This window comes from Serratia silvae, assembly GCF_023282985.1.
GTDB classification, from domain to species: domain Bacteria; phylum Pseudomonadota; class Gammaproteobacteria; order Enterobacterales; family Enterobacteriaceae; genus Chania; species Chania silvae.
Map to the genome: position 1 here is coordinate 99,375 of NZ_JAGQDC010000003.1, position 19,238 is coordinate 118,612.

The following is a 19,238-nucleotide window of genomic DNA, read 5'->3' on the forward strand; positions in this document are numbered from 1 at the left end:
AACCACGGTCATTCGATGCGAAACTGAGCGTCCAGTCGGCTGACGCCCAGCCCATTGACCTTTTTCACCTTAATCTGCACCGGAATGCGTTCCTTCATCGCCTCAACGTGGCTAATCACGCCGATGGTTTTGCCGGTGGCATTAAGGCTGTCCAGGGCGTCTAGCGCGGTGTCCAGCGTCTCGGCGTCCAGCGTGCCGAAGCCTTCGTCCAGGAACAGCGAATCGATGCTGGTCTTGTGGCTGACCAGATCGGACAAGGCCAGCGCTAGCGCCAGACTCACCAGGAAGCTTTCGCCACCGGAGAGGGTACGGGTATCGCGCAGGGCATCGGCCTGCCAGGTATCTACCACCTGTAGCTCCAGTGCATCACTGGTTTTGCGCTGCAACAGATAGCGCCCGTGCAGGCGGCCAAGCTGGTTATTGGCCAGGTACACCAGATGATCCAGGGTCAAGCCCTGAGCGAACTTGCGGAATTTGTCGCCCTCTTTGGAGCCGATAAGCTGGTTGAGCAGGCTCCAGTCGTCGTACTGCTGTTGGCTTTGGGCGATCTGTTCGAATAGGGATTGTTGATTGAGGCGGCGCTCGGCATCGCTGCTCAGTTGGTTGCGCACTTCGCCCTGGCGTAGCTGTAGCGTTTTCAGTCGTTCTGCCAGCCCGCTGAGCGCGGTGGTGAGCTGCTCAATATTGACCTGCGTATCGTCCAGATCTGCAGGGCGCTCCAACCGGTGCTGCTCTAGAGCCTGCACGGCCTGTGCCAGCAATGTGGTGGCCTGTACCTGGCGCTCCTGCAACTGCTCTTTGTACTGTTGTAAGCGCAGGCGTTCGTCGTCATCCAGCAGCGCGGCGCTGAACGCGGCTTCATCGTCAAAGGTACTGTTGGCCAACGCCTCCAGCCATTGTTGCTCGGCCTGTTGCCCCCGCTCGGTTTGCTGTTGCTGTTGTTGCTGCAAACCAACCCATTGGCCAGCCAGACGATCGCGCTGCTCCTGAGCTTTGTGCAATTGCTCCGTTGCCTGCTGTAAGGTGTTCTCTGCGGCGATTTGTGCCGTGCGCAACTGCTCGCGGGCTTCGGCCACCGTTCGCTCACCAAACAGCGCAATGCGTTCGTTACGCTGTGCCAGCAACTGAGTTTCACTCGTCAGACATTGCTGTTGCCACTGTGCTAATTGGCGCTGGGTTTCCTGCTGGTTTTTCTGCAGCAGTTCAAAGCGCTCATTCAGCCGCGCCGTTTCCTGTTGCGAACTCTGCTGCTCGGTTTGCAGAGCATTTAGGGCATCCTTCGCAAGCTGTACAGCCTTGGCGAGCCGTTCGTGTTGCAGCAGAAGTTGCTGAGCGGCCTGTTCCTCACTATCGCAAGCCTCTAGCCAAGCGGTTAAACGAGCGCTGTCTTGCAGCGTAAAATCGAAGGTCAAGGGGGCACTGAGGGTTTGCCAGCTTTGCAGGTGGCTTTCCTGCTGCTCAATCTCCTGATTCAACTGCGTTTGCAGACGTTGCTGTTGCTCTTTCAGGCTTTCACTGCGTGCGCGCAGCTCCGTCCCTTTAGTGTGCAGCTCTTCGGTTTGGGTGCGCAATTGAGCGACGCGCTGTTCCGTTTCGGACGGTTTGACGGCCTGATATTGCTCGATAGCCGGATGGTGCGTGGAGCCACACAGCGGGCAGGGGGCATCGGTTTGCAGACGCGCTCGTTCGGCTTCCAGACTGACGATGCGCTTTTCCAGTTCGAGCGTCTTTTCAACGTCCGTCAGGTGCGCTTTTTGCTGTTTATACTGCTGGCGCACCGTATCGAGCTGGGTTTCTACTTCGGTCAGCTGTTTTTGGCGCGTAGTGAATTCGAACTGCTGTTGCTCAAGGCGCTGCTGGTTCTGCTGGAACAGTAAGGCCAGTTTGGACAACTGTTGACGAGCCGGGCGCAAGCCACTCAGTTCGGCCTGGCGGTGACGCAGTTTCTCCACTGGGGATTGCGCCTCCAGCATGGCTTGCTGCTGGAGTTGGCTATCCAGCGCCGCCGTGAGCTCAAGCTGCTTAGCCTGATATTGGCCTGCCAAGGTAGCCAGTTGGCTGCGTCTTTCGGTTAGCTGTTCCAATGTGCGCCGCAGCTCGTCGCTTTGCCGCTGGCACTCCGCATGCTGTTTACGCGCTTCTGCCAGTTGGTTTTGCAACAGGGCGATCTGGTGGTCGAGCGGTAACACCTTTTCATCCATCAGCGTCTGCTGCTGTTGCTGATGTTCCGCCTGGGCTTGCCTGGCCTTTTGCGCCTGCTCCAACTGTTGTTGTAACGGGGTCAGTTCGGCCAATTGCCGCTCTTGCTGCTGAGCCAACTGTTCGATCTGTTGCTGCAACGCCAAACGATCCCGCTGACAACGATTACGCTCATTGAGCAACGGGCGCAGTTTCTCGGCTGGTTCGCTGCGAGCTAACTGCTGTAACTGCGGTTCGGCCAGTTGAAACTCCTGTTGCACGCCAGCCAGCTGTTGCTGATATTCCTGTGTCTGTTGCTGGGTGGTTTGCCAGCGTTGCAGCCAGCTCAACTGATGTTGCTGCTGCTGCGCCTGTTGGCTAAGAAGCTGTTCTTCAGCACCGAGCTCGTTGAGCTGGCTTTCCAGCGCCTGACGTTGCTCATCATTGAGCAATTCAATCCCGCTGGCACGGTGATGCAAAGCGTCCAGATCGCTTTTCGCCTGTTTGTGCTGTTCGAATACCTGTGCCGACAGTCGTCCGTAAATTTCGGTGCCGGTCAGTTCTTCCAGCAGTTCAGCACGTTCGTTGGCCTTGGCGTTCAGGAAGGCGGCGAACTGGCCCTGCGACAGCATCATCGATTTGGTGAAGCGGCCAAAATCTAGCCCGGTGATCGCGGCAATCAGCTCTTTTTTATCGGAAATTTTATCCGCCAGGATTTTGCCGTCTGCCCGCAGTGCCAGCTCCACCTTGGGAGCCTGCAGGTTGCCGTCCGGATCGTTTTTCGCCCGGCGTTGGCTCCAGAAGGCGCGATAGCCGACGCCTTTGACCTCAAATTCCACTTCGGCCAGTGATTCGGCGGTGTGGCGGGTCATTAATTCGTTCTGGCTGGCGCTGACTTCCAGGCGTGGCGTCTGGTGATAAAGTGCCAGACAGATGGCGTCCAGCAGGGTGGTTTTACCCGCTCCGGTGGGGCCGGTGATGGCAAACAGGCCGTTGCTGGCGAAGGGTTCTGCCGTGAAGTCGATTTTCCACTCGCCCTGTAGCGAGTTCAGGTTTTTCAACCTTAGGCTCAGGATCTTCATGCCGATGGCTCCTCTTGGTGATGCAAGGTTTCTACCACCTGCTGGAACATCTGCCGCATCTGCTGTTGGCGCGGTTCGGCCATCTCGGCTTCCAACGCCAATCTGCGCTCGAATACCTCGCCCACGCTTAATTCATTCAAGGTTTCTTTATCCTGCTGGGCAATGGTCTGGCTACGTTGCTCTTTACTGCGCCGCAGCAGCACCACCTCAACCGGTAAATCTTCCGCCAACTGTTGAATGCGGCGCTGAATATCGCTGAGGTAATCCTGGGTAGCCACTTCGATATCCAGCCAAACCGGGAGTTCGCCCTGATAATCGGCAAACTGCTGTAACTGGGCCTCGATTTGCTGCAAGTCACCTTTGATCAACTGCATGGGTTGGAAGGTGGGGATCTCCAACGGGGTGATCTGTTGCAGCGCACCGTCGGTAAAATCGACCATAAACACGCTTTTAGCCTTGCCTAACTCGTCAAAGCTCAGCGGGATTGGCGAGCCGCTATAGCGGATATGCTCGGACTTGGCGACGTTCTGCGCGCGATGGATATGCCCCAGTGCAATGTAATCGGCAGGAGGAAACGCCTGGGCCGGGAAGGCGTCCAGCGTGCCGATATAGATATCCCGTACCGAATCCGAGGTGGTGACGCCCACGGTGGTCAGATGGCCGGTGGCGACGATCGGCAGTGGCAAACCCAGCGCATCGCGGCGCGCGCAGGCTGCCTGATACAGGTTTTGGTAATGCTCGGCGATGGCCTCTTGCAGTGCCTGCTGCTTTTGGTTGCCAGATTCACCGGCGCGGCTGGTAAGTAGATCCCGTGGGCGCAGGAACGGGATAGCGCAGAGCACCGCACCAGGCTGGCCATCAAGCTGGTTGAGCACCACGATTTGCTGCTCAAGCTCGCTTTGCGCGTTGGCAATCACGGTGGTATTCAGACAGGAAAGCAGCTCACGCGATTCATTCAGCGTGGCTACGGAGTCATGGTTGCCGCCCAGCACCACCAGTTGGCAGCCGGTACGTTGCAGCTCCACCACAAAGCGGTTGTACAGTTCGCGGGCGTAGCTTGGCGGGGAGCCGGTATCGAATAGATCGCCTGCGACGATCAGCGCATCCACCCGTTGCTGTTCCACCTGTTCGATCAGCCAACGTAAGAAAGCCTGATGCTCGGCGGCGCGGCTTTTGGTGAAAAAGTACTGGCCCAAATGCCAGTCGGAGGTATGGATCAGGCGCATAGGTCTTCCATCGCTAACAGGAGGATAAGGGCATAAACGGGCCTTATCGTAACTCAAGCATGATGATATTTCTTTAACGTCAGAAATAATCGCTATGCTTACTGCGATCAACTGGGCTTTTTTTTCATAAAAGTGTCACAAAACTGACGCATAATGGCGACCGCAATCAACTGAGATCGCTAACACATTGGCAGGATTGACGATGGCAAGACGCATACTGGTGGTGGAAGACGAAGCGCCGATCCGTGAGATGGTGTGCTTTGTGTTGGAACAGAATGGTTACCAACCGTTGGAAGCCGAGGATTATGACAGTGCCGTCACGCGCCTGTCTGAACCGTTCCCTGATTTGGTGTTACTGGACTGGATGTTACCGGGTGGTTCCGGCATTCAGTTTATCAAGCATATGAAGCGCGAGGCGATGACCCGGGATATCCCGGTGATGATGCTGACCGCGCGCGGTGAAGAAGAAGATCGGGTACGTGGCCTGGAGGTTGGGGCGGATGATTACATCACCAAACCTTTCTCACCCAAGGAGCTGGTGGCTCGTATCAAAGCGGTGATGCGTCGTATTTCACCGATGGCAGTAGAAGAAGTGATTGAAATGCAGGGGTTAAGCCTGGATCCTTCCTCACACCGGGTGATGGCCAATGAGCAGGCGCTGGAGATGGGGCCGACCGAGTTCAAACTGTTGCACTTCTTTATGACTCATCCGGAGCGTGTTTATAGCCGCGAACAGTTGCTTAATCACGTCTGGGGCACTAACGTTTATGTGGAAGACCGCACCGTTGATGTGCATATCCGCCGGCTGCGTAAGGCGCTGGAGAGCAGTGGTCATGACAAGATGGTTCAAACCGTTCGCGGCACCGGTTATCGGTTCTCAACGCGCTACTGATCGCACCGCGCTGGAGAGGTTACCGTGCTAGAACGTTTATCGTGGAAGAGGCTGGCGCTGGAGCTGGCTCTTTTTTGCCTGCCCGCCTTATTGCTGGGGCTGATTTTCGGTTATCTGCCCTGGTTGCTGTTGGTTTCGGTGCTGGCCGCGCTGGCCTGGAACTTCTATAACCAACTCAAACTTTCCCACTGGCTGTGGGTGGACCGCAGCATGACGCCGCCGCCGGGCCGCTGGAGCTGGGAGCCGTTGTTCTATGGCCTGTATCAGATGCAGCAGCGTAACCGCCGCCGCCGCCGTGAGCTGGCGCTGTTGATCAAACGTTTTCGCAGCGGGGCCGAATCTTTACCGGATGCGGTGGTGATGACTACCGTTGAGGGCAATATCTTCTGGTGTAACGGTCTGGCACAGCATCTGTTGGGCTTTCGCTGGCCGGAAGATAACGGCCAACACATTCTCAACCTGTTACGCTACCCTGAATTTAGCCACTATCTGCAACGGCAGGAATTTACCCGGCCGCTGACGCTACAGCTCAATAACGAGCACTTTGTCGAATTCCGTATCATGCCCTATTCCGAAGGCCAACTGCTGATGGTGGCCCGTGATGTGACCCAGATGCGCCAACTGGAAGGGGCCAGACGCAACTTCTTTGCCAACGTCAGCCATGAATTGCGAACGCCGCTAACAGTGTTGCAAGGCTACCTGGAGATGATGAGCGACGAAGAGCTGGATGGTTCGCTGCGTGGCAAGGCCTTGGGCACCATGCAAGAGCAGACCAAACGCATGGATGGACTGGTAAAGCAGTTGCTCACGCTCTCCAGGATCGAGGCCGCGCCAAACGTGGATATGAATGAGAAGGTCGATATTCCGTTAATGCTGCGAGTGTTGCAGCGTGAGGCACAGTCGCTCAGTGGTGGTAATCACCAAATCAATTTCCGGGTGAATGAAAACCTGCAGGTATTTGGTAACGAGGATCAACTGCGTAGCGCGGTTTCCAATCTGGTGTACAACGCCGTCAACCATACTCCGGCGGGCACCAATATTGAAGTGAGCTGGCAGCAGACGCCGCAGGGTGCCCAGTTCCAGGTCAGCGATAACGGGCCAGGCATTGGTGCCGAACATATCCCGCGCCTGACCGAGCGTTTCTATCGTGTGGATAAAGCACGTTCACGCCAGACCGGCGGCAGTGGGCTCGGGTTAGCCATCGTGAAGCATGCGCTCAGCCATCATGATTCACGGCTGGAGATCCTCAGTGAGCCAGGCATTGGCACCCGTTTTATCTTTACCTTGCCTAACCGGTTGATTGTTCCCGCGCCTTTAGCAGAGAATGCGGTGAAAAATTAACAGGTAGCCTGCCATGAATCGATTTACCCAAGCTTTGCTGCTTTGCCTACTGTTGTCGGTTGGCCGCGAGGCTGTGGCTGCTCCAGATGGCATGCTTTCCGGTAACCTGTCTAGCGTAGGTTCTGACACCTTGGCCAACCTGATGGCGCTGTGGGGGCAGGATTTCAGCCGACACTATCCCAATGTTAACTTACAACTGCAGGCTGCGGGTTCCTCGACGGCACCCACCGCATTGGCGGCAGGTGCGGCGCAGCTTGGCCCAATGAGCCGGCCAATGAAGGCGGCGGAGGTATCGGCATTTGAGCACCGCTATGGCTATGCACCGCTGGCGGTGCCGGTTGCGGTCGATGCGCTGGTGGTACTGGTGCATCAGGACAATCCGCTGCGTGGGTTGAATCTGCAACAGCTGGATCAAATCTTTTCGGCTACCCGCCGCTGCGGAGAAAACACGCCGATTAACCGTTGGGGGGAACTGGGGCTTCAGGGCAGTTGGCAGCAGCGCGCCTTGCAACGCTTTGGCCGCAACTCCGCTTCGGGTACCTATGGGTATTTCAAACTGAGTGCGTTATGTGGTGGTGATTTTATGGCGCGGGTGAATGAACTGCCGGGGTCGGCCTCGGTGGTGCAGGCGGTAGCCGAATCGTTAAACGGCATTGGCTATGCCAGTATCGGTTTTCGCGCCAGCGGGGTGCGGCTGTTGCCCCTAGCTGAAGCCGGCGAGCGTTATGTTGAACCTAGCGAAACCAACGTGCGCAATGGTAGTTACCCATTGGCGCGCTATCTGTATATTTACATTAACAAAGCCCCCAACCAGCCGCTGGAACCCCTGACGGCTGCATTCCTCGACCGTGTGCTGTCTGCGCAGGGGCAGGATCTGGTTAATCACGATGGTTATCTGCCGCTGCCGCCGATCACGCTGCGCAAAACCCGTACGCTGCTTGGGCTGGAGTAAGGGGGGGGGATTTTGAGCGCATACCACGCATTTTATGGTTGATTAATGGTGTTTTCATGCGCCATGTAACTAATTGTTTCACTTTTTGTGAGTGGTGTGCTCAAAAATAATACAAATCATGTAGTGCATATTTATTGATAACCCCTATGTTCGACTGGATGAGCAATATTATCTGGATGATCGCTCTGCTTTTTGTCCTGCGTATTGCCTTTTGGCACTATAAACGTTTAACTAGCCCCCTATTGCCGGACTAAACCTCCATTTTCCCCAGCATTCTTCGGTGATTGTGACCAGGAATTCAGCAGGGAAAAAACGTCTAAAAATCTGCTCGTCATCATGGTATTCACCTTTATCAAGGTAAGACGCCGCTATTGTGCGCTGTCTGTTGCCTATGAGTTTCACGATGAGAGGGCAGGCCGGTAACCGAACCGAAGTGGGGGCACTTTTGCCACCATCCTTATCGGTAATTTTTTATTTCAACAGGCAGCACAACAGCTTATGAGTCATCGTTTAGCATCAAAAGATATTCTGGCATTAGGTTTTATGACCTTTGCCTTATTCGTCGGAGCTGGGAACATCATCTTCCCGCCGATGGTGGGTTTGCAGTCTGGCGAACATGTCTGGATTGCGGCGATTGGTTTTCTGATTACCGCCGTGGGTTTACCAGTGTTGACCGTCATTGCCCTGGCTCGTGTGGGTGGTGGTGTTGATGCATTAAGCTCACCCATTGGCCGTAGCGCCGGTCTGCTGCTGGCAACGGTGTGTTACCTGGCCGTTGGCCCGCTGTTTGCCACCCCGCGTACCGCTACCGTTTCCTTTGAAGTCGGCATTGCGCCGTTGACCGGTGACGGTGCCATGCCGCTGTTTATCTATAGCCTGGTCTATTTTGCGCTGGTGATTGGCATCTCGCTCTATCCGGGCCGCCTGCTTGATACCGTAGGCCATATTCTGGCTCCGTTGAAGATTGTAGCGCTGGCCGTGTTAGGTATTGCTGCGCTGATCTGGCCAGCAGGAGCGCCAATTTCGGCGGTGGGTGCCTACCAAACCGTGCCGTTCTCTGCCGGTTTTGTTAATGGTTATCTGACGATGGATACGCTGGGCGCCATGGTGTTCGGTATCGTTATCGTGAACGCCGCACGTTCCCGTGGGGTGAAAGATGCGGGCCTGCTGACCCGTTATACCATCCTGGCTGGTTTGATCGCTGGAGTGGGCCTGACGTTGGTCTACCTGAGCCTGTTCAAGCTGGGTTCCGGCAGCGGTGTGCTGACGCCGGATGCCACTAATGGCGCGGTAGTGCTGCATGCCTACGTGCAAAATACCTTCGGTGGCCTGGGCAGCTTCTTCCTGGCGGCGCTGATCTTCATCGCCTGTATGGTGACCGCGGTAGGCCTGACCTGCGCCTGTGCGGAGTTCTTCGAACAATACCTGCCATTCTCTTACAAAACGCTGGTATTCATTCTCGGCCTGTTCTCGATGGTGGTGTCCAACCTCGGCCTGAGCCACCTGATCCAGATTTCGATCCCGGTGCTGACCGCCATCTATCCGCCTTGCATTGTGCTGGTAATGCTGAGCTTCACCCTGCGCTGGTGGAATAGTGCATCACGTATTGTTGCGCCGGTGATGTTAGTCAGCCTTTTGTTTGGTATCCTTGATGCGGTGAAAGCGTCCAACTTCCAGCATTTTATGCCAGAATGGACCAATCACCTGCCGCTGGCGGCGCAGGGGCTGGCATGGTTGCCACCTTCGCTGCTGATGCTGGTACTGGTCGCGATTTATGATCGGGTTTTTGCACGCAGCCAAGTGACTGCTCACCCTTAAGCCTACGGTCTGAATTTTAGGCCACGGACTTGTCCGTGGCTTTTTTACGTTTAAATAAAGACGGGTCATTTTCATGCAACAACAGTCACCCACCGCAGCTCCAGCCAATAAGCTAAAACGTGGCCTCAGTACGCGTCACATCCGTTTTATGGCCCTGGGGTCGGCCATTGGTACCGGTCTGTTTTATGGCTCCGCAGAGGCCATTAGAATGGCTGGCCCCAGCGTCCTGCTGGCTTACCTGATCGGCGGTATCATTGCTTTTATCATCATGCGTGCGCTGGGCGAAATGTCGGTGAATAACCCGCAGGCCAGCTCGTTCTCGCGCTATGCCCAGGATTATCTCGGCCCGATGGCCGGCTACATTACCGGCTGGACCTACTGCTTTGAGATCCTGATCGTCGCCATTGCCGACGTAACGGCCTTCGGCATCTATATGGGCGTCTGGTTCCCGGAAGTGCCGCATTGGATCTGGGTGTTGAGCGTGGTGCTGATTATCGGTGCCATCAACCTGATGAGCGTGAAGGTGTTCGGTGAGCTGGAGTTCTGGTTCTCGTTCTTCAAGGTGGCGACCATTATCATCATGATCGTCGCCGGTATCGGCATCATCGTCTGGGGCATTGGCAACGGGGGGCAACCGACCGGGATACATAACCTGTGGGTCAACGGCGGCTTCTTCAGTAACGGCTTTATGGGCATGATCCTGTCGCTACAGTTAGTGATGTTCGCCTACGGTGGGATTGAAATTATCGGTATTACCGCCGGTGAAGCCAAAGATCCCAAGGTGTCGATCCCTAAGGCCATCAACTCGGTGCCTTGGCGTATCCTGGTGTTCTACGTCGGCACGCTGTTCGTCATCATGTCTATCTATCCGTGGAACCAAGTGGGGACTAACGGTAGCCCGTTTGTGCTGACCTTCCAGCATATGGGGATCACCATTGCGGCGGGTATCCTTAACTTCGTGGTGATCACCGCGTCACTGTCGGCGATTAACAGCGACGTGTTCGGCGTTGGCCGAATGATGCATGGCTTGGCGGAGCAGGGGCATGCCCCGCAGGTATTCAGCAAAATCTCCAAACGCGGTATTCCATGGGTGACGGTGGTAGTGATGATGGCGGCCATGCTGATCGCCGTGTATCTCAACTACGTCATGCCGGAAAGCGTGTTCCTGGTGATTGCCTCATTGGCGACCTTTGCCACCGTGTGGGTGTGGATCATGATCCTGTTCTCGCAGATCGCTTTCCGCCGTAGTTTGAGCAAAGACCAGGTCAGCAAGTTGGCGTTCCCACTGCGCGGTGGGGTATTCACCTCAGTCATTGCCATCATCTTCCTAGTGTTTATCATCGGCCTGATCGGTTACTTCCCAACGACGCGCATCTCCCTGTATGCCGGGCTGGTGTGGGTCGCGGTGCTGTTGCTGGGCTATTACATCAAGGTTAACCGGCAGAAAAAGCAGGCCGCGCTGAAGCTGTAAGATTGAAATAACGGACACCGGCCTTCAGCCGGTGTTTTTTTAACTGTGTTCCTCGGGGTCGTTCACTCTGGCCGCCCTGACCTCCATCACCAAATTGCTTTCGCATAACCGCTCCTCTTTCCCTTCTCTGGCACAGCGCGCCAGCACTTCACGGATATCCATCATACTGCTGCTCAAGGCGCTGAGCGCCGGTTGCAATGTGCGGCTCATCTGGCTTTCATCCAGCGTGGCGCTATGCAGATAGCCAGCAAACATCAGCGTGGCCAACAGGGTAATCAGACGGTGTTTTGACGCTTTCAGCAAAATATCTGCTCCGAACGGTAAAGTGGCGAGTGCGTATTAATGGCCATTCGGCAGCAGAAAGGAAGGCACTGGAGACATCTGTTGGCAATCAGCCGAAGATAATTACCAACAGAAATAATTTTGTCAGGTTACGTCAGGGATTGTTGGACACCGGCTGCAGGTTTGCCAGCATGCTGCGCATATCGTTGCCGCTTGGCGTCTGGTGGATGCGCAGATCGAATTCGCCGATCGCCGCTAGCAGATGATCGAAGATATCTGATTGGATCCCTTCGTATTCTGCCCACACCGTGGTGTTGGTAAAGGCGTAAATCTCCAGCGGTAACCCTTCTGGCGTTGGGGCCAGTTGACGTACCATCAGCGTCATATTCTGGTGGATCCCTGGGTGCGAACGTAAATAGGCTACCAGATAGGCGCGCAGGGTACCGACGTTGGTCAGGCGGCGGCCGTTAAGCGGTGAACTGAGATCCACCTCGCTCTGCTGGTTATACTTACCCAGCTCCTGGGTTTTATCGTTCAGATAGCGATGCAGCAGCGGATTACGGTTAAGGCGCTGTTGCTCCTCTTGCGTCAGGAAGTGGACGCTGGTGGTGTCGATATTGATACTGCGCTTGATGCGGCGGCCACCGGATTCAGACATAGAACGCCAGTTCTTGAACGAATCGGAGATCAGCGCGTAGGTGGGAATGGTAGTAACGGTGTTGTCCCAGTTTCTGACCTTGACCGTGGTTAGGCCGATATCTGTCACCGCACCGTCGGCACCGTATTTAGGCATCTCTAGCCAATCGCCGATTTTCAGCATATCGTTAGCGGAAAGCTGGATCCCGGCAACCAGACCGAGAATGGGATCTTTAAACACCAACATTAAGACCGCCGTCATTGCCCCCAAGCCGCTGAGTAACAGCAGTGGTGAGCGGCCCATCAGCAGTGAGATGATCATGATGCCAATAAAGATGGCGGCGACCAGTTTTACGCCCTGAAAGATGCCACGCAGCGGGAGTTGATTGGCAAGTGGGCTTTGGCGCATCAGGGTCAACAATGTATCAAGCAGCGAGAACAGCGTCAGTAGGGCAAATAACAGGATCCACACCTGCGCCGCAGTGACGATAATCGCCTGGGTCTGGCTACCATTATGTAGCCACAGTACCGCCTGCACGTTGATGATCACCCCTTGCAGCAACAATGCAGCACGCTGAAACAGCTTGTGCTGGATGATAGCCTGTTGCCACACATGCTGTGAGTGCTGACCACGGCGTTGGATCGCGGTCAGCACCACACGGTGCAGTACCAGATGGATCACCACGGAAATTAATACGATCAGCCCAAGTACCATTGCCAAGGACATGGCGTCGGTGAACTCTAGCCCAACGCTCTCCAACCATTGTCTGATTTGTTGCTGCATTCTCGCTCCCTCTAAAAGTAAGTAAAAAATATCCAAACATTCTAAAACCAGTTAGCGTAGCGGCTATGGGGCATGATGTGCGCCTGTTTTACCCTTTTTTACATATCTCCACCCCTCGGCTCATCCCCGAGTTTATGGCTGAAAGATGAGGGGAAAAGGCACTTAACGTGGCATGGTGCGTGGCATTGCATTCGTCATCGATTTGGTTTGCTACATCAGGAGAATATTCATGCTAAATGCCTGGCATCAGCCGGTTCCACCTTTCGTGGTGAATAAGGGGCAGCGTCTGGAGATCGCTTTGTGGTTACAAAGTGATGAGTTGCCCGAACAGGTTTTTTTACGCGTTGAGCCGGACAATGAAGAATGGTTGCTGATCATGAAGCCGAAGGCGGTGGAAGGGCTATGGCGCTATCAGGCCAGCCTGACGCTGCAAGAAGGGGAACCGGTAAGGCGCTACTGTTTTAAACTGCTGTGGGTCGATCGTCAGCAGTGGTTTGGGCCACAGGGCTGGTCGCTGACCCCGCCGGGGCTGCTGGCTCAGTTTGCCGTGGATGAGCCAGATAGCAGCCCAGGTTGGGTGGCCGATCAGGTGTTTTATCAGATTTTCCCCGATCGCTTTGCCAGCAGCGGCGGGGAGCATGGCATCCAGAGTGGCAGTTATCACCATCATGCCGCCGGAAGTGATGTGATACGTCGTGACTGGCAACATCCGCTTGAGGATGAGCACGCTGCTTCGACTTTCTATGGTGGCGATCTGGATGGCATCAGCGAGAAGCTGCCCTACTTGCAGCGGCTTGGCGTCACCGCCCTGTATCTGAACCCGATTTTCACCTCACCCAGCGTCCATAAGTACGATACTGAAGATTATTATCAGGTCGATCCGTACTTCGGCGGCAACGACGCGTTATTGCGTTTGCGAGTAAGCACTCACAAGGTGGGGATGAAACTGGTGCTGGATGGCGTGTTTAACCACACTGGCGACTCCCATCCGTGGTTCGATCGTTATCAACAGGCAGAGGATGGCGCGTGCCACCATCCCGATTCCCCGTATCGTGGCTGGTTCAACTTCTACCCGGACGGTAATGTGCTGAGCTGGAAGGGCAATACCAATCTGCCCAAGCTTAACTTTGCCGAGCCGCAGGTGGTTGATGCCATTTATCGGGCAGAAGACAGTGTGGTGCGCCATTGGTTGCGGCCACCGTACAGCATCGATGGCTGGCGGCTGGACGTAGTACATATGTTGGGAGAGAACGGTGGTGCAGCGGGGAATCTGCATCATCTGGCTGGCCTGTATCAAGCAATCAAACAAGAGAACCCACATGCCTACGTGTTGGGCGAACATTTTGGCGACGCGCGCCGCTGGCTGCATGCTGGGGTTGAAGATGCTGCCATGAACTATATGGGTTTTGCCCTGCCGGTGCGGGCGTTTCTGGCCGGTATCGATGTGGCTTATCATCCGGTGCTGCTGGATGCGGCCGATTGTGCGCAGTGGATGGACGGTTACCGGGCCGGATTGCCCCATAACCGCCAACTCATCCAGTTCAATCAGTTGGACAGCCATGACACCGCCCGTTTCCTGACCTTGCTGGACAACAACCCGCGCCGGATGCAGATGGCGGCAGTGTGGCTGCTGGCGTGGATTGGCGTGCCTTGCCTGTATTACGGCGATGAAATTGGTCTGGATGGCGGCAACGATCCCTTCTGCCGCAAGCCGTTCCCTTGGGACGAAAGCCAGTGGGATCGGCCACTGTTGGCCTTGTTCAGCCGCCTGACGGCACTGCGTAAGCAAAGCAAGGCGTTACGCCGTGGCGGCTGCCAGGTGTTGTATGCGCAAGGGGAAACGCTGGTGTTTGTGCGTACTTACCAGCAGGAACAGGTACTGGTGGCGTTACAGCGCAGCGATAGCGGTGAGATCGACCTGCCTTATAGCCCGCTGTTGCGAGAGGGGAAATGGCAGCTTGTGGAAGGGGAAGGCGAACGGGTTGCGCAGGAAGGTGGCCTGCGGTTGCAGCTAGCAGCCGAGTCGGCCAGCGTGTGGCGGTTACGTAGCTAAAGTTCGAGGTTTACCCGCCAAGCGGCGGGTAAACCAGATTCGTCAGTATCTCACTGAAGATCCTGCCGGGCGGCGTACGTCGTTGGCTCCGTACAGGTAGCCCTCACGTACGCGTCCAGAAACGGCAGAGTTGTTACCCGAGTTAGCCGGGCTCACACCGCTGCACCCGGCAATCATGATCGATCACGTTCAGCGCGGTTTGCAGCGTGATGGTAATGATGCGCGAACCGCCAGGAGAGCCGAGCACCCTAAAGATTTTATTGTCTTTGGTCACCAGCGTAGGGCTCATGGAGGATAGTGGGCGCTTACCGGGGGCGATGGCGTTGGCCGTTCACTGTACCAGGCCATAGAGGTTTTTCTCACCCACTTTGACGGTAAAATCATCCATTTCCTCGTTGAGGAAGAAACCGGTACCCGGTGCGATCACCACGGCACCGAAGCGGCCGTTAACGGTATAGGTGGTCGATACGGCGTTCCCTTCATGATCGACAATCGAATAATGGGTGGTTTCCGGCTTTTCGTGTGGCTCCATCCCCGGTTGTACATTGACAGAAGGCGTAGCCTGATTGGCGACGATCTTCTTACGAACATTTTTGCAAAAACATAACGACTCCTGTTTGATCCCTGTTTTTTTATTTGTCCCGCTTGCGTGGCAAGGCGCAGGCCAACTTATGAATAGTAACTACGAATGGGGAATGCGGCGGCAAGCAGAGTGAAAAATGTGAAGCGAAACAGAGGAATAATGCACTGGAGGGGGGCGAGTGCGCTGATTTTGGGCATAAAAAAACCGGCCAGCAAGGCTAACCGGTTCTGACACTTACAGGCTGAAATTACAGCTTGGAAGCGTTCTCAGACAGGTATTTAGCTACGCCGTCTGGAGATGCGCCCATACCTGCTTTGCCTTTTTCCCACTGAGCTGGGCACACTTCGCCGTGCTCTTCGTGGAATTGCAGCGCGTCAACGGTACGGATCATTTCGTCGATGTTACGGCCGATTGGCAGGTCGTTCACGATCTGAGAACGCACGATGCCGTTCTTGTCGATCAGGAAAGAACCACGCAGGGCAACGCCCGCTTCTGGGTGTTCGATGCCGTAAGCTTTCTGAATTTCGCGCTTAACGTCAGCAACCATTGCGTATTTCACTTCACCGATGCCGCCTTTGTCGACAGGGGTTTTACGCCATGCGTTATGGACGAATTCTGAGTCGAAGGAAACGCCTACAACTTCAACGCCGCGCTTCTGGAACTCTTCATAGCGGTGATCGAAAGCGATCAGCTCAGAAGGACATACGAAGGTGAAGTCCATCGGCCAGAAGAACAGGACGGCTGGTTTGCCGTTCAGGTGCTTCTTCAGGTTGAAGTTTTCTACGATTTCGCCATTGCCTAAAACGGCTGCAGCGGTGAAGTCAGGGGCTTGACGAGTTACCAGGACCATAATTACTCCTGTAATAGTAGTTCAATGGGTTGATGTAAAAGCAGGGGCCAGTATAAGGGCCACCACTCGGTGAGGGAAGGGCGAAAGACCAATCAATGAGATAGCTTCCACCTATCAAACCGAGAGATTAAAAACAGCAGTCTTTCAAAATAACCTTTTCGTACAAAAGGGCAAGGACAAAAAGCCACATTCTGTTAACCATAAGAATATTATGGCTTTTTAGCCGGCGATCACAATGACTTGTTTCTGGCCTGTTCCATCATACGAGGGTAAAACTGCCAGAACTGTGTTTCAAGCTGATGATACTGGCGTTCCACGTCGGCAAAAGAGCCAGCCAGTGCGGCCAACCGTGGTCTGCGGCTAGCCATACCTGCCAATACATCGCCGATAAACGGCAGTTCGGCATAGCGCTCCAGCCAGCGTTCGGGCCAAAGATAGTTGTTCAGGTTCTGGAAACGCTGTGGCGTTTGCGGCAGGTGCGGCACGATCAGGCTACGAGCTTGCTGGGTGAAGTTCTGCAAGCTGCAAGTTGGCTCAAGCTGTTGCCAGTGGCGGGCCAGAAAGTGATCCCAGACCACGTCGAGCGTGATGGGGGCGACGCGGCGGAACTGCGGGCTGAAATAGTCGCGGCAGGCTTTGACTTCCGGCTGGGTATCGGTCAAAACGTCGACGCGCCGGTGCATCATGATGCCAGCCACGACCGCCGGATCGTAATCACCTGCGGGGTTGCCGCGCACGAAGTCGGCGAGTAGGTTGCCAAGCAGCGAGCTTTCCGCAAGCTGGGCCAAATGGAGATGAGCGAGAAAATTCATGACTGAATTATACGCGAATTGTGGCCCACCTGAGGGTTTTTATTGGCACTGAATTGTGTAGGGCAATGAATATCAGGTAAGTGTTTTGAGTAACACGTTTTTAATCAGCTTAATCTTGGGTTGCTGAGAGATAACGAAATATTATGACGTAATTAACGACTTCATAGTTTAAATATAGGGATTGAATTTCATTTCCATCATATTTTAAGAGCGGGTTGTAGTCGGGGTTGCTATTGATTATTTATCTGGTGAATGATACCAACCGGTTGTTAAGCTAATGGTTTTGGCGGATGTTGTTATCGCTGATAAGTTTTATTTGAATGCATCTATTTTTTTTGTAATATAGAAAATGCCAACCCAAAGTAGCATGTTATCGAAAGTGATAATGTAACGCTGTTATCGAATTAATTTATTCAAAACACTAAGCTGAAAATAGTCAGTGCAGCGGGTTGGAAACTAGGCCACTAGATATATGCAGAAAAAGCACTTTCTCCAGGATGAGGCAAGGTGTCTATGGACTTTGAACACTATTTCCGCGATGAACTTCGCTACCTTAAAGAATTAGGCGATTTGGTGGCCGAAGAATCCCCTGCGCTGGCTGAATTTCTTGCAACCTCAGCGAACGATGCCGCTGTTATGCGATTATTTGAAGGGTTCGCCGCATTAACTGGCCGTTTGCGCCAGCGTATTGACGATGCTTTTCCAGAGGTAACTCAACCATTACTCGAACGTGTGTGGCCTACGCCGCTGCATGCGATGCCTTCCATCACCGTAATGGAAATCGCCGCCAAAGATCGGGCGATTGTTTATCGCGTGGAGAAAGGAACCGAATTTACCTCTGATAGCGATATTGGTCAGAGCTGCCGTTTTCGAACGGTTCATCCGCTATCAATCCAGCCCCTGGTTTTACAAAGCTATAGCCTGTTGAACTCCCCAGAGGGAAGTGTGCTGGTCGTACGGTTGCGTTGGTCGGGGGCCATTGACGGGGAGCGCAGCTTTTTATTTAAGCAGCCGATCGATTTATTTCTGGGGCCGGATAGTTACCATGCGGGAATACTCCTGCTCTGGTTCGAGCAATACCTGGGGTCTGTAGTACTAAGGCGGCCTACGGGGGGCGGTGATGTGCATTTTTCTCCGGGGGTTATTGCTGCCAAAGCGGTTTGCGCGGAATCATTGGCGCTTGCGGTTTTCCCTACGACCTATTGGCGACTGCAACTGGCGTTAGAGTATTTCTACGCTCCACGCGTCGCGGATTTTGTTACCTTGGATTTTTCAGCGGAGCCGTGCAGGGTAACGGTTGATGATGACGGTGAGTTTACTTTGGCCTTCAATTTTGAACGTGCCCTCCCGTTCCAGGCGTTACCCTCAGAGGCGTTCTTACTGCACTGTGTACCTGCCATCAATCTTTTCCCATCGCAAAGTTTGCCGCTACAAGCGGAAGCTGCGAGGCCATCTTTTGCGGTTGAGCCAAGAGAGAAATCACAATCCATTCATTCAATTACCGGGGTTTACGGCACTATCGAGCCTGATGAGGAAGGGGATGCCGCCAGCCGCGGGGCGGCGGTGACTTACCCTTTGATTAGCCGTTTTACTCGTCAACCCTTTGCTGAGCAGCGTTTTTATCAACTACATCGTGACGGTGTCTTCCCTGGTATGCCGACGCACCGTTTATCCTTTGTCGATGCACGAGGCAACAGGTTCGATGGATTATTACCGCGTGAGACGGTTTATTGTGAGCTGTTGTGCAGCAATGGCAAGTTGGCTGAACGTATTGCCCCTGGCCGCAGGTTATTTGCAAACAAGACATTAGGAAGCGGTTTGCTTGCGCGCAATGTCGCGTCGGTAAGTGTTGCTCATCCCCCTATTTTTGACAGCCATTGCCATTGGCCGCTGATTGATTTGCTGTCATTGAATGTTTTTGCCTTATCCGATAGACAAATGGTGAACCATATTTTGCAGGTTTTGCAATTGTATGTTGATGCCGATCGCCCATTGGCAAAAAAAGTTAAGCGTTATTGTGAGGGGATTAACCAGATAACGAGCGAACCAAAGGATTATCTGGTGATGGGGGGTCCCTATCGGGGCAAGGCGGTCACTATTTTCCTGAATTCCGAGCATTATCCCGATGCCGGAGAAATGTATCGATTTGCTTTACTGCTGGTTCGGTTGCTGCCGTATTGCCTGCCAGCCAACCTGATATTAAAAATTGACGTTCTAATTAATGAAACAGCGGATAGATGGTATTTCGACGCCGTCAAGGGGTCATAAGAGAAGTGAT

13 protein-coding genes and 1 pseudogene are annotated in these 19,238 nt (G+C 54.3%); 7 read left to right on the forward strand and 7 right to left on the reverse strand.

The window, feature by feature from the left end:
- Nucleotides 1-8: 8 nt before the first annotated feature.
- Nucleotides 9-3,260 (reverse strand): exonuclease subunit SbcC, encoded by a 3,252-nt coding sequence (gene sbcC, locus KAJ71_RS04785; protein WP_248944634.1) that lies wholly within the window; start codon nucleotides 3,258-3,260, stop codon nucleotides 9-11.
- Entirely contained in the window at nucleotides 3,257-4,486 is a 1,230-nt protein-coding gene (gene sbcD, locus KAJ71_RS04790; RefSeq protein WP_248944635.1) for an exonuclease subunit SbcD, read from the reverse strand. The genes sbcC and sbcD overlap by 4 nt, the downstream gene beginning before the upstream one ends.
- 202 nt (nucleotides 4,487-4,688) lie before the next feature.
- Here sbcD and phoB point away from each other — a divergent pair, with 202 nt between their 5' ends.
- The 5 genes from phoB to proY all read left to right on the forward strand — a co-directional run bounded on the left by phoB (nucleotide 4,689) and on the right by proY (nucleotide 10,960).
- Nucleotides 4,689-5,378 carry a phosphate response regulator transcription factor PhoB gene (gene phoB / locus KAJ71_RS04795; RefSeq protein ID WP_179248288.1) on the forward strand — a complete coding sequence of 230 codons (690 nt, stop codon included), beginning with the start codon at nucleotides 4,689-4,691 and terminating at the stop codon, nucleotides 5,376-5,378.
- 24 nt (nucleotides 5,379-5,402) lie between these two features.
- Nucleotides 5,403-6,719 carry a phosphate regulon sensor histidine kinase PhoR gene (gene phoR, locus KAJ71_RS04800; RefSeq protein WP_248944636.1) on the forward strand — a complete coding sequence of 439 codons (1,317 nt, stop codon included), beginning with the start codon at nucleotides 5,403-5,405 and terminating at the stop codon, nucleotides 6,717-6,719.
- A 13-nt stretch (nucleotides 6,720-6,732) separates the two neighbouring features.
- Nucleotides 6,733-7,671, forward strand: coding sequence for a PstS family phosphate ABC transporter substrate-binding protein (locus KAJ71_RS04805; protein WP_283106654.1), 939 nt, complete (start codon nucleotides 6,733-6,735; stop codon nucleotides 7,669-7,671).
- A 498-nt stretch (nucleotides 7,672-8,169) separates the two neighbouring features.
- Nucleotides 8,170-9,489, forward strand: coding sequence for a branched-chain amino acid transport system II carrier protein (brnQ, locus tag KAJ71_RS04810; protein ID WP_248944637.1), 1,320 nt, complete (start codon nucleotides 8,170-8,172; stop codon nucleotides 9,487-9,489).
- A 73-nt stretch (nucleotides 9,490-9,562) separates the two neighbouring features.
- Nucleotides 9,563-10,960, forward strand: coding sequence for a proline-specific permease ProY (gene proY, locus KAJ71_RS04815; RefSeq protein ID WP_248944638.1), 1,398 nt, complete (start codon nucleotides 9,563-9,565; stop codon nucleotides 10,958-10,960).
- Nucleotides 10,961-10,999: 39 nt separating this feature from the next.
- On the opposite strand, the gene KAJ71_RS04820 is transcribed toward proY, so the two are convergent.
- Nucleotides 11,000-11,263 (reverse strand): hypothetical protein, encoded by a 264-nt coding sequence (locus KAJ71_RS04820; protein ID WP_248944639.1) that lies wholly within the window; start codon nucleotides 11,261-11,263, stop codon nucleotides 11,000-11,002.
- A 133-nt stretch (nucleotides 11,264-11,396) separates the two neighbouring features.
- A complete protein-coding gene (locus KAJ71_RS04825; protein ID WP_248944640.1) occupies nucleotides 11,397-12,662 on the reverse strand; it encodes a mechanosensitive ion channel family protein in 1,266 nt (421 codons plus the stop codon).
- Nucleotides 12,663-12,891: 229 nt separating this feature from the next.
- Between KAJ71_RS04825 and malZ the strand changes: the two genes are divergently transcribed.
- Nucleotides 12,892-14,715: a maltodextrin glucosidase gene (gene malZ / locus KAJ71_RS04830; RefSeq protein WP_248944641.1), complete on the forward strand. Its 1,824-nt coding sequence runs from the start codon at nucleotides 12,892-12,894 to the stop codon at nucleotides 14,713-14,715.
- Between the two features lie 42 nt (nucleotides 14,716-14,757).
- Here malZ and KAJ71_RS04835 read toward each other — a convergent pair.
- The 3 genes and pseudogenes from KAJ71_RS04835 to KAJ71_RS04845 form a co-directional block, all read right to left on the reverse strand.
- A pseudogene (locus KAJ71_RS04835) lies at nucleotides 14,758-15,325 on the reverse strand (gamma-glutamyltransferase); the annotation flags it as partial.
- A 220-nt stretch (nucleotides 15,326-15,545) separates the two neighbouring features.
- Nucleotides 15,546-16,148: a peroxiredoxin C gene (locus KAJ71_RS04840; protein ID WP_024483916.1), complete on the reverse strand. Its 603-nt coding sequence runs from the start codon at nucleotides 16,146-16,148 to the stop codon at nucleotides 15,546-15,548.
- Nucleotides 16,149-16,378: 230 nt separating this feature from the next.
- A complete protein-coding gene (locus tag KAJ71_RS04845) occupies nucleotides 16,379-16,960 on the reverse strand; it encodes an ACP phosphodiesterase (RefSeq protein ID WP_248944642.1) in 582 nt (193 codons plus the stop codon).
- A 513-nt stretch (nucleotides 16,961-17,473) separates the two neighbouring features.
- Between KAJ71_RS04845 and tssF the strand changes: the two genes are divergently transcribed.
- The gene (gene tssF / locus KAJ71_RS04850) at nucleotides 17,474-19,228 is read left to right on the forward strand and encodes a type VI secretion system baseplate subunit TssF (RefSeq protein WP_248944643.1); all 1,755 of its coding nucleotides are present in this window, start codon (nucleotides 17,474-17,476) and stop codon (nucleotides 19,226-19,228) included.
- Nucleotides 19,229-19,238 lie beyond the last annotated feature (10 nt).

Bases quoted from the DNA above. Each gene is read 5' to 3' on its own strand.
- proY (WP_248944638.1), top strand. From the start codon at position 9,563: ATGCAACAACAGTCACCCACCGCAGCTCCAGCCAATAAGCTAAAACGT.
- sbcD (WP_248944635.1), bottom strand. From the start codon at position 4,486: ATGCGCCTGATCCATACCTCCGACTGGCATTTGGGCCAGTACTTTTTC.
- tssF (WP_248944643.1), top strand. From the start codon at position 17,474: ATGGACTTTGAACACTATTTCCGCGATGAACTTCGCTACCTTAAAGAA.
- KAJ71_RS04805 (WP_283106654.1), top strand. From the start codon at position 6,733: ATGAATCGATTTACCCAAGCTTTGCTGCTTTGCCTACTGTTGTCGGTT.
- KAJ71_RS04845 (WP_248944642.1), bottom strand. From the start codon at position 16,960: ATGAATTTTCTCGCTCATCTCCATTTGGCCCAGCTTGCGGAAAGCTCG.
- sbcC (WP_248944634.1), bottom strand. From the start codon at position 3,260: ATGAAGATCCTGAGCCTAAGGTTGAAAAACCTGAACTCGCTACAGGGC.
- brnQ (WP_248944637.1), top strand. From the start codon at position 8,170: ATGAGTCATCGTTTAGCATCAAAAGATATTCTGGCATTAGGTTTTATG.
- KAJ71_RS04825 (WP_248944640.1), bottom strand. From the start codon at position 12,662: ATGCAGCAACAAATCAGACAATGGTTGGAGAGCGTTGGGCTAGAGTTC.
- phoB (WP_179248288.1), top strand. From the start codon at position 4,689: ATGGCAAGACGCATACTGGTGGTGGAAGACGAAGCGCCGATCCGTGAG.
- malZ (WP_248944641.1), top strand. From the start codon at position 12,892: ATGCTAAATGCCTGGCATCAGCCGGTTCCACCTTTCGTGGTGAATAAG.
- KAJ71_RS04840 (WP_024483916.1), bottom strand. From the start codon at position 16,148: ATGGTCCTGGTAACTCGTCAAGCCCCTGACTTCACCGCTGCAGCCGTT.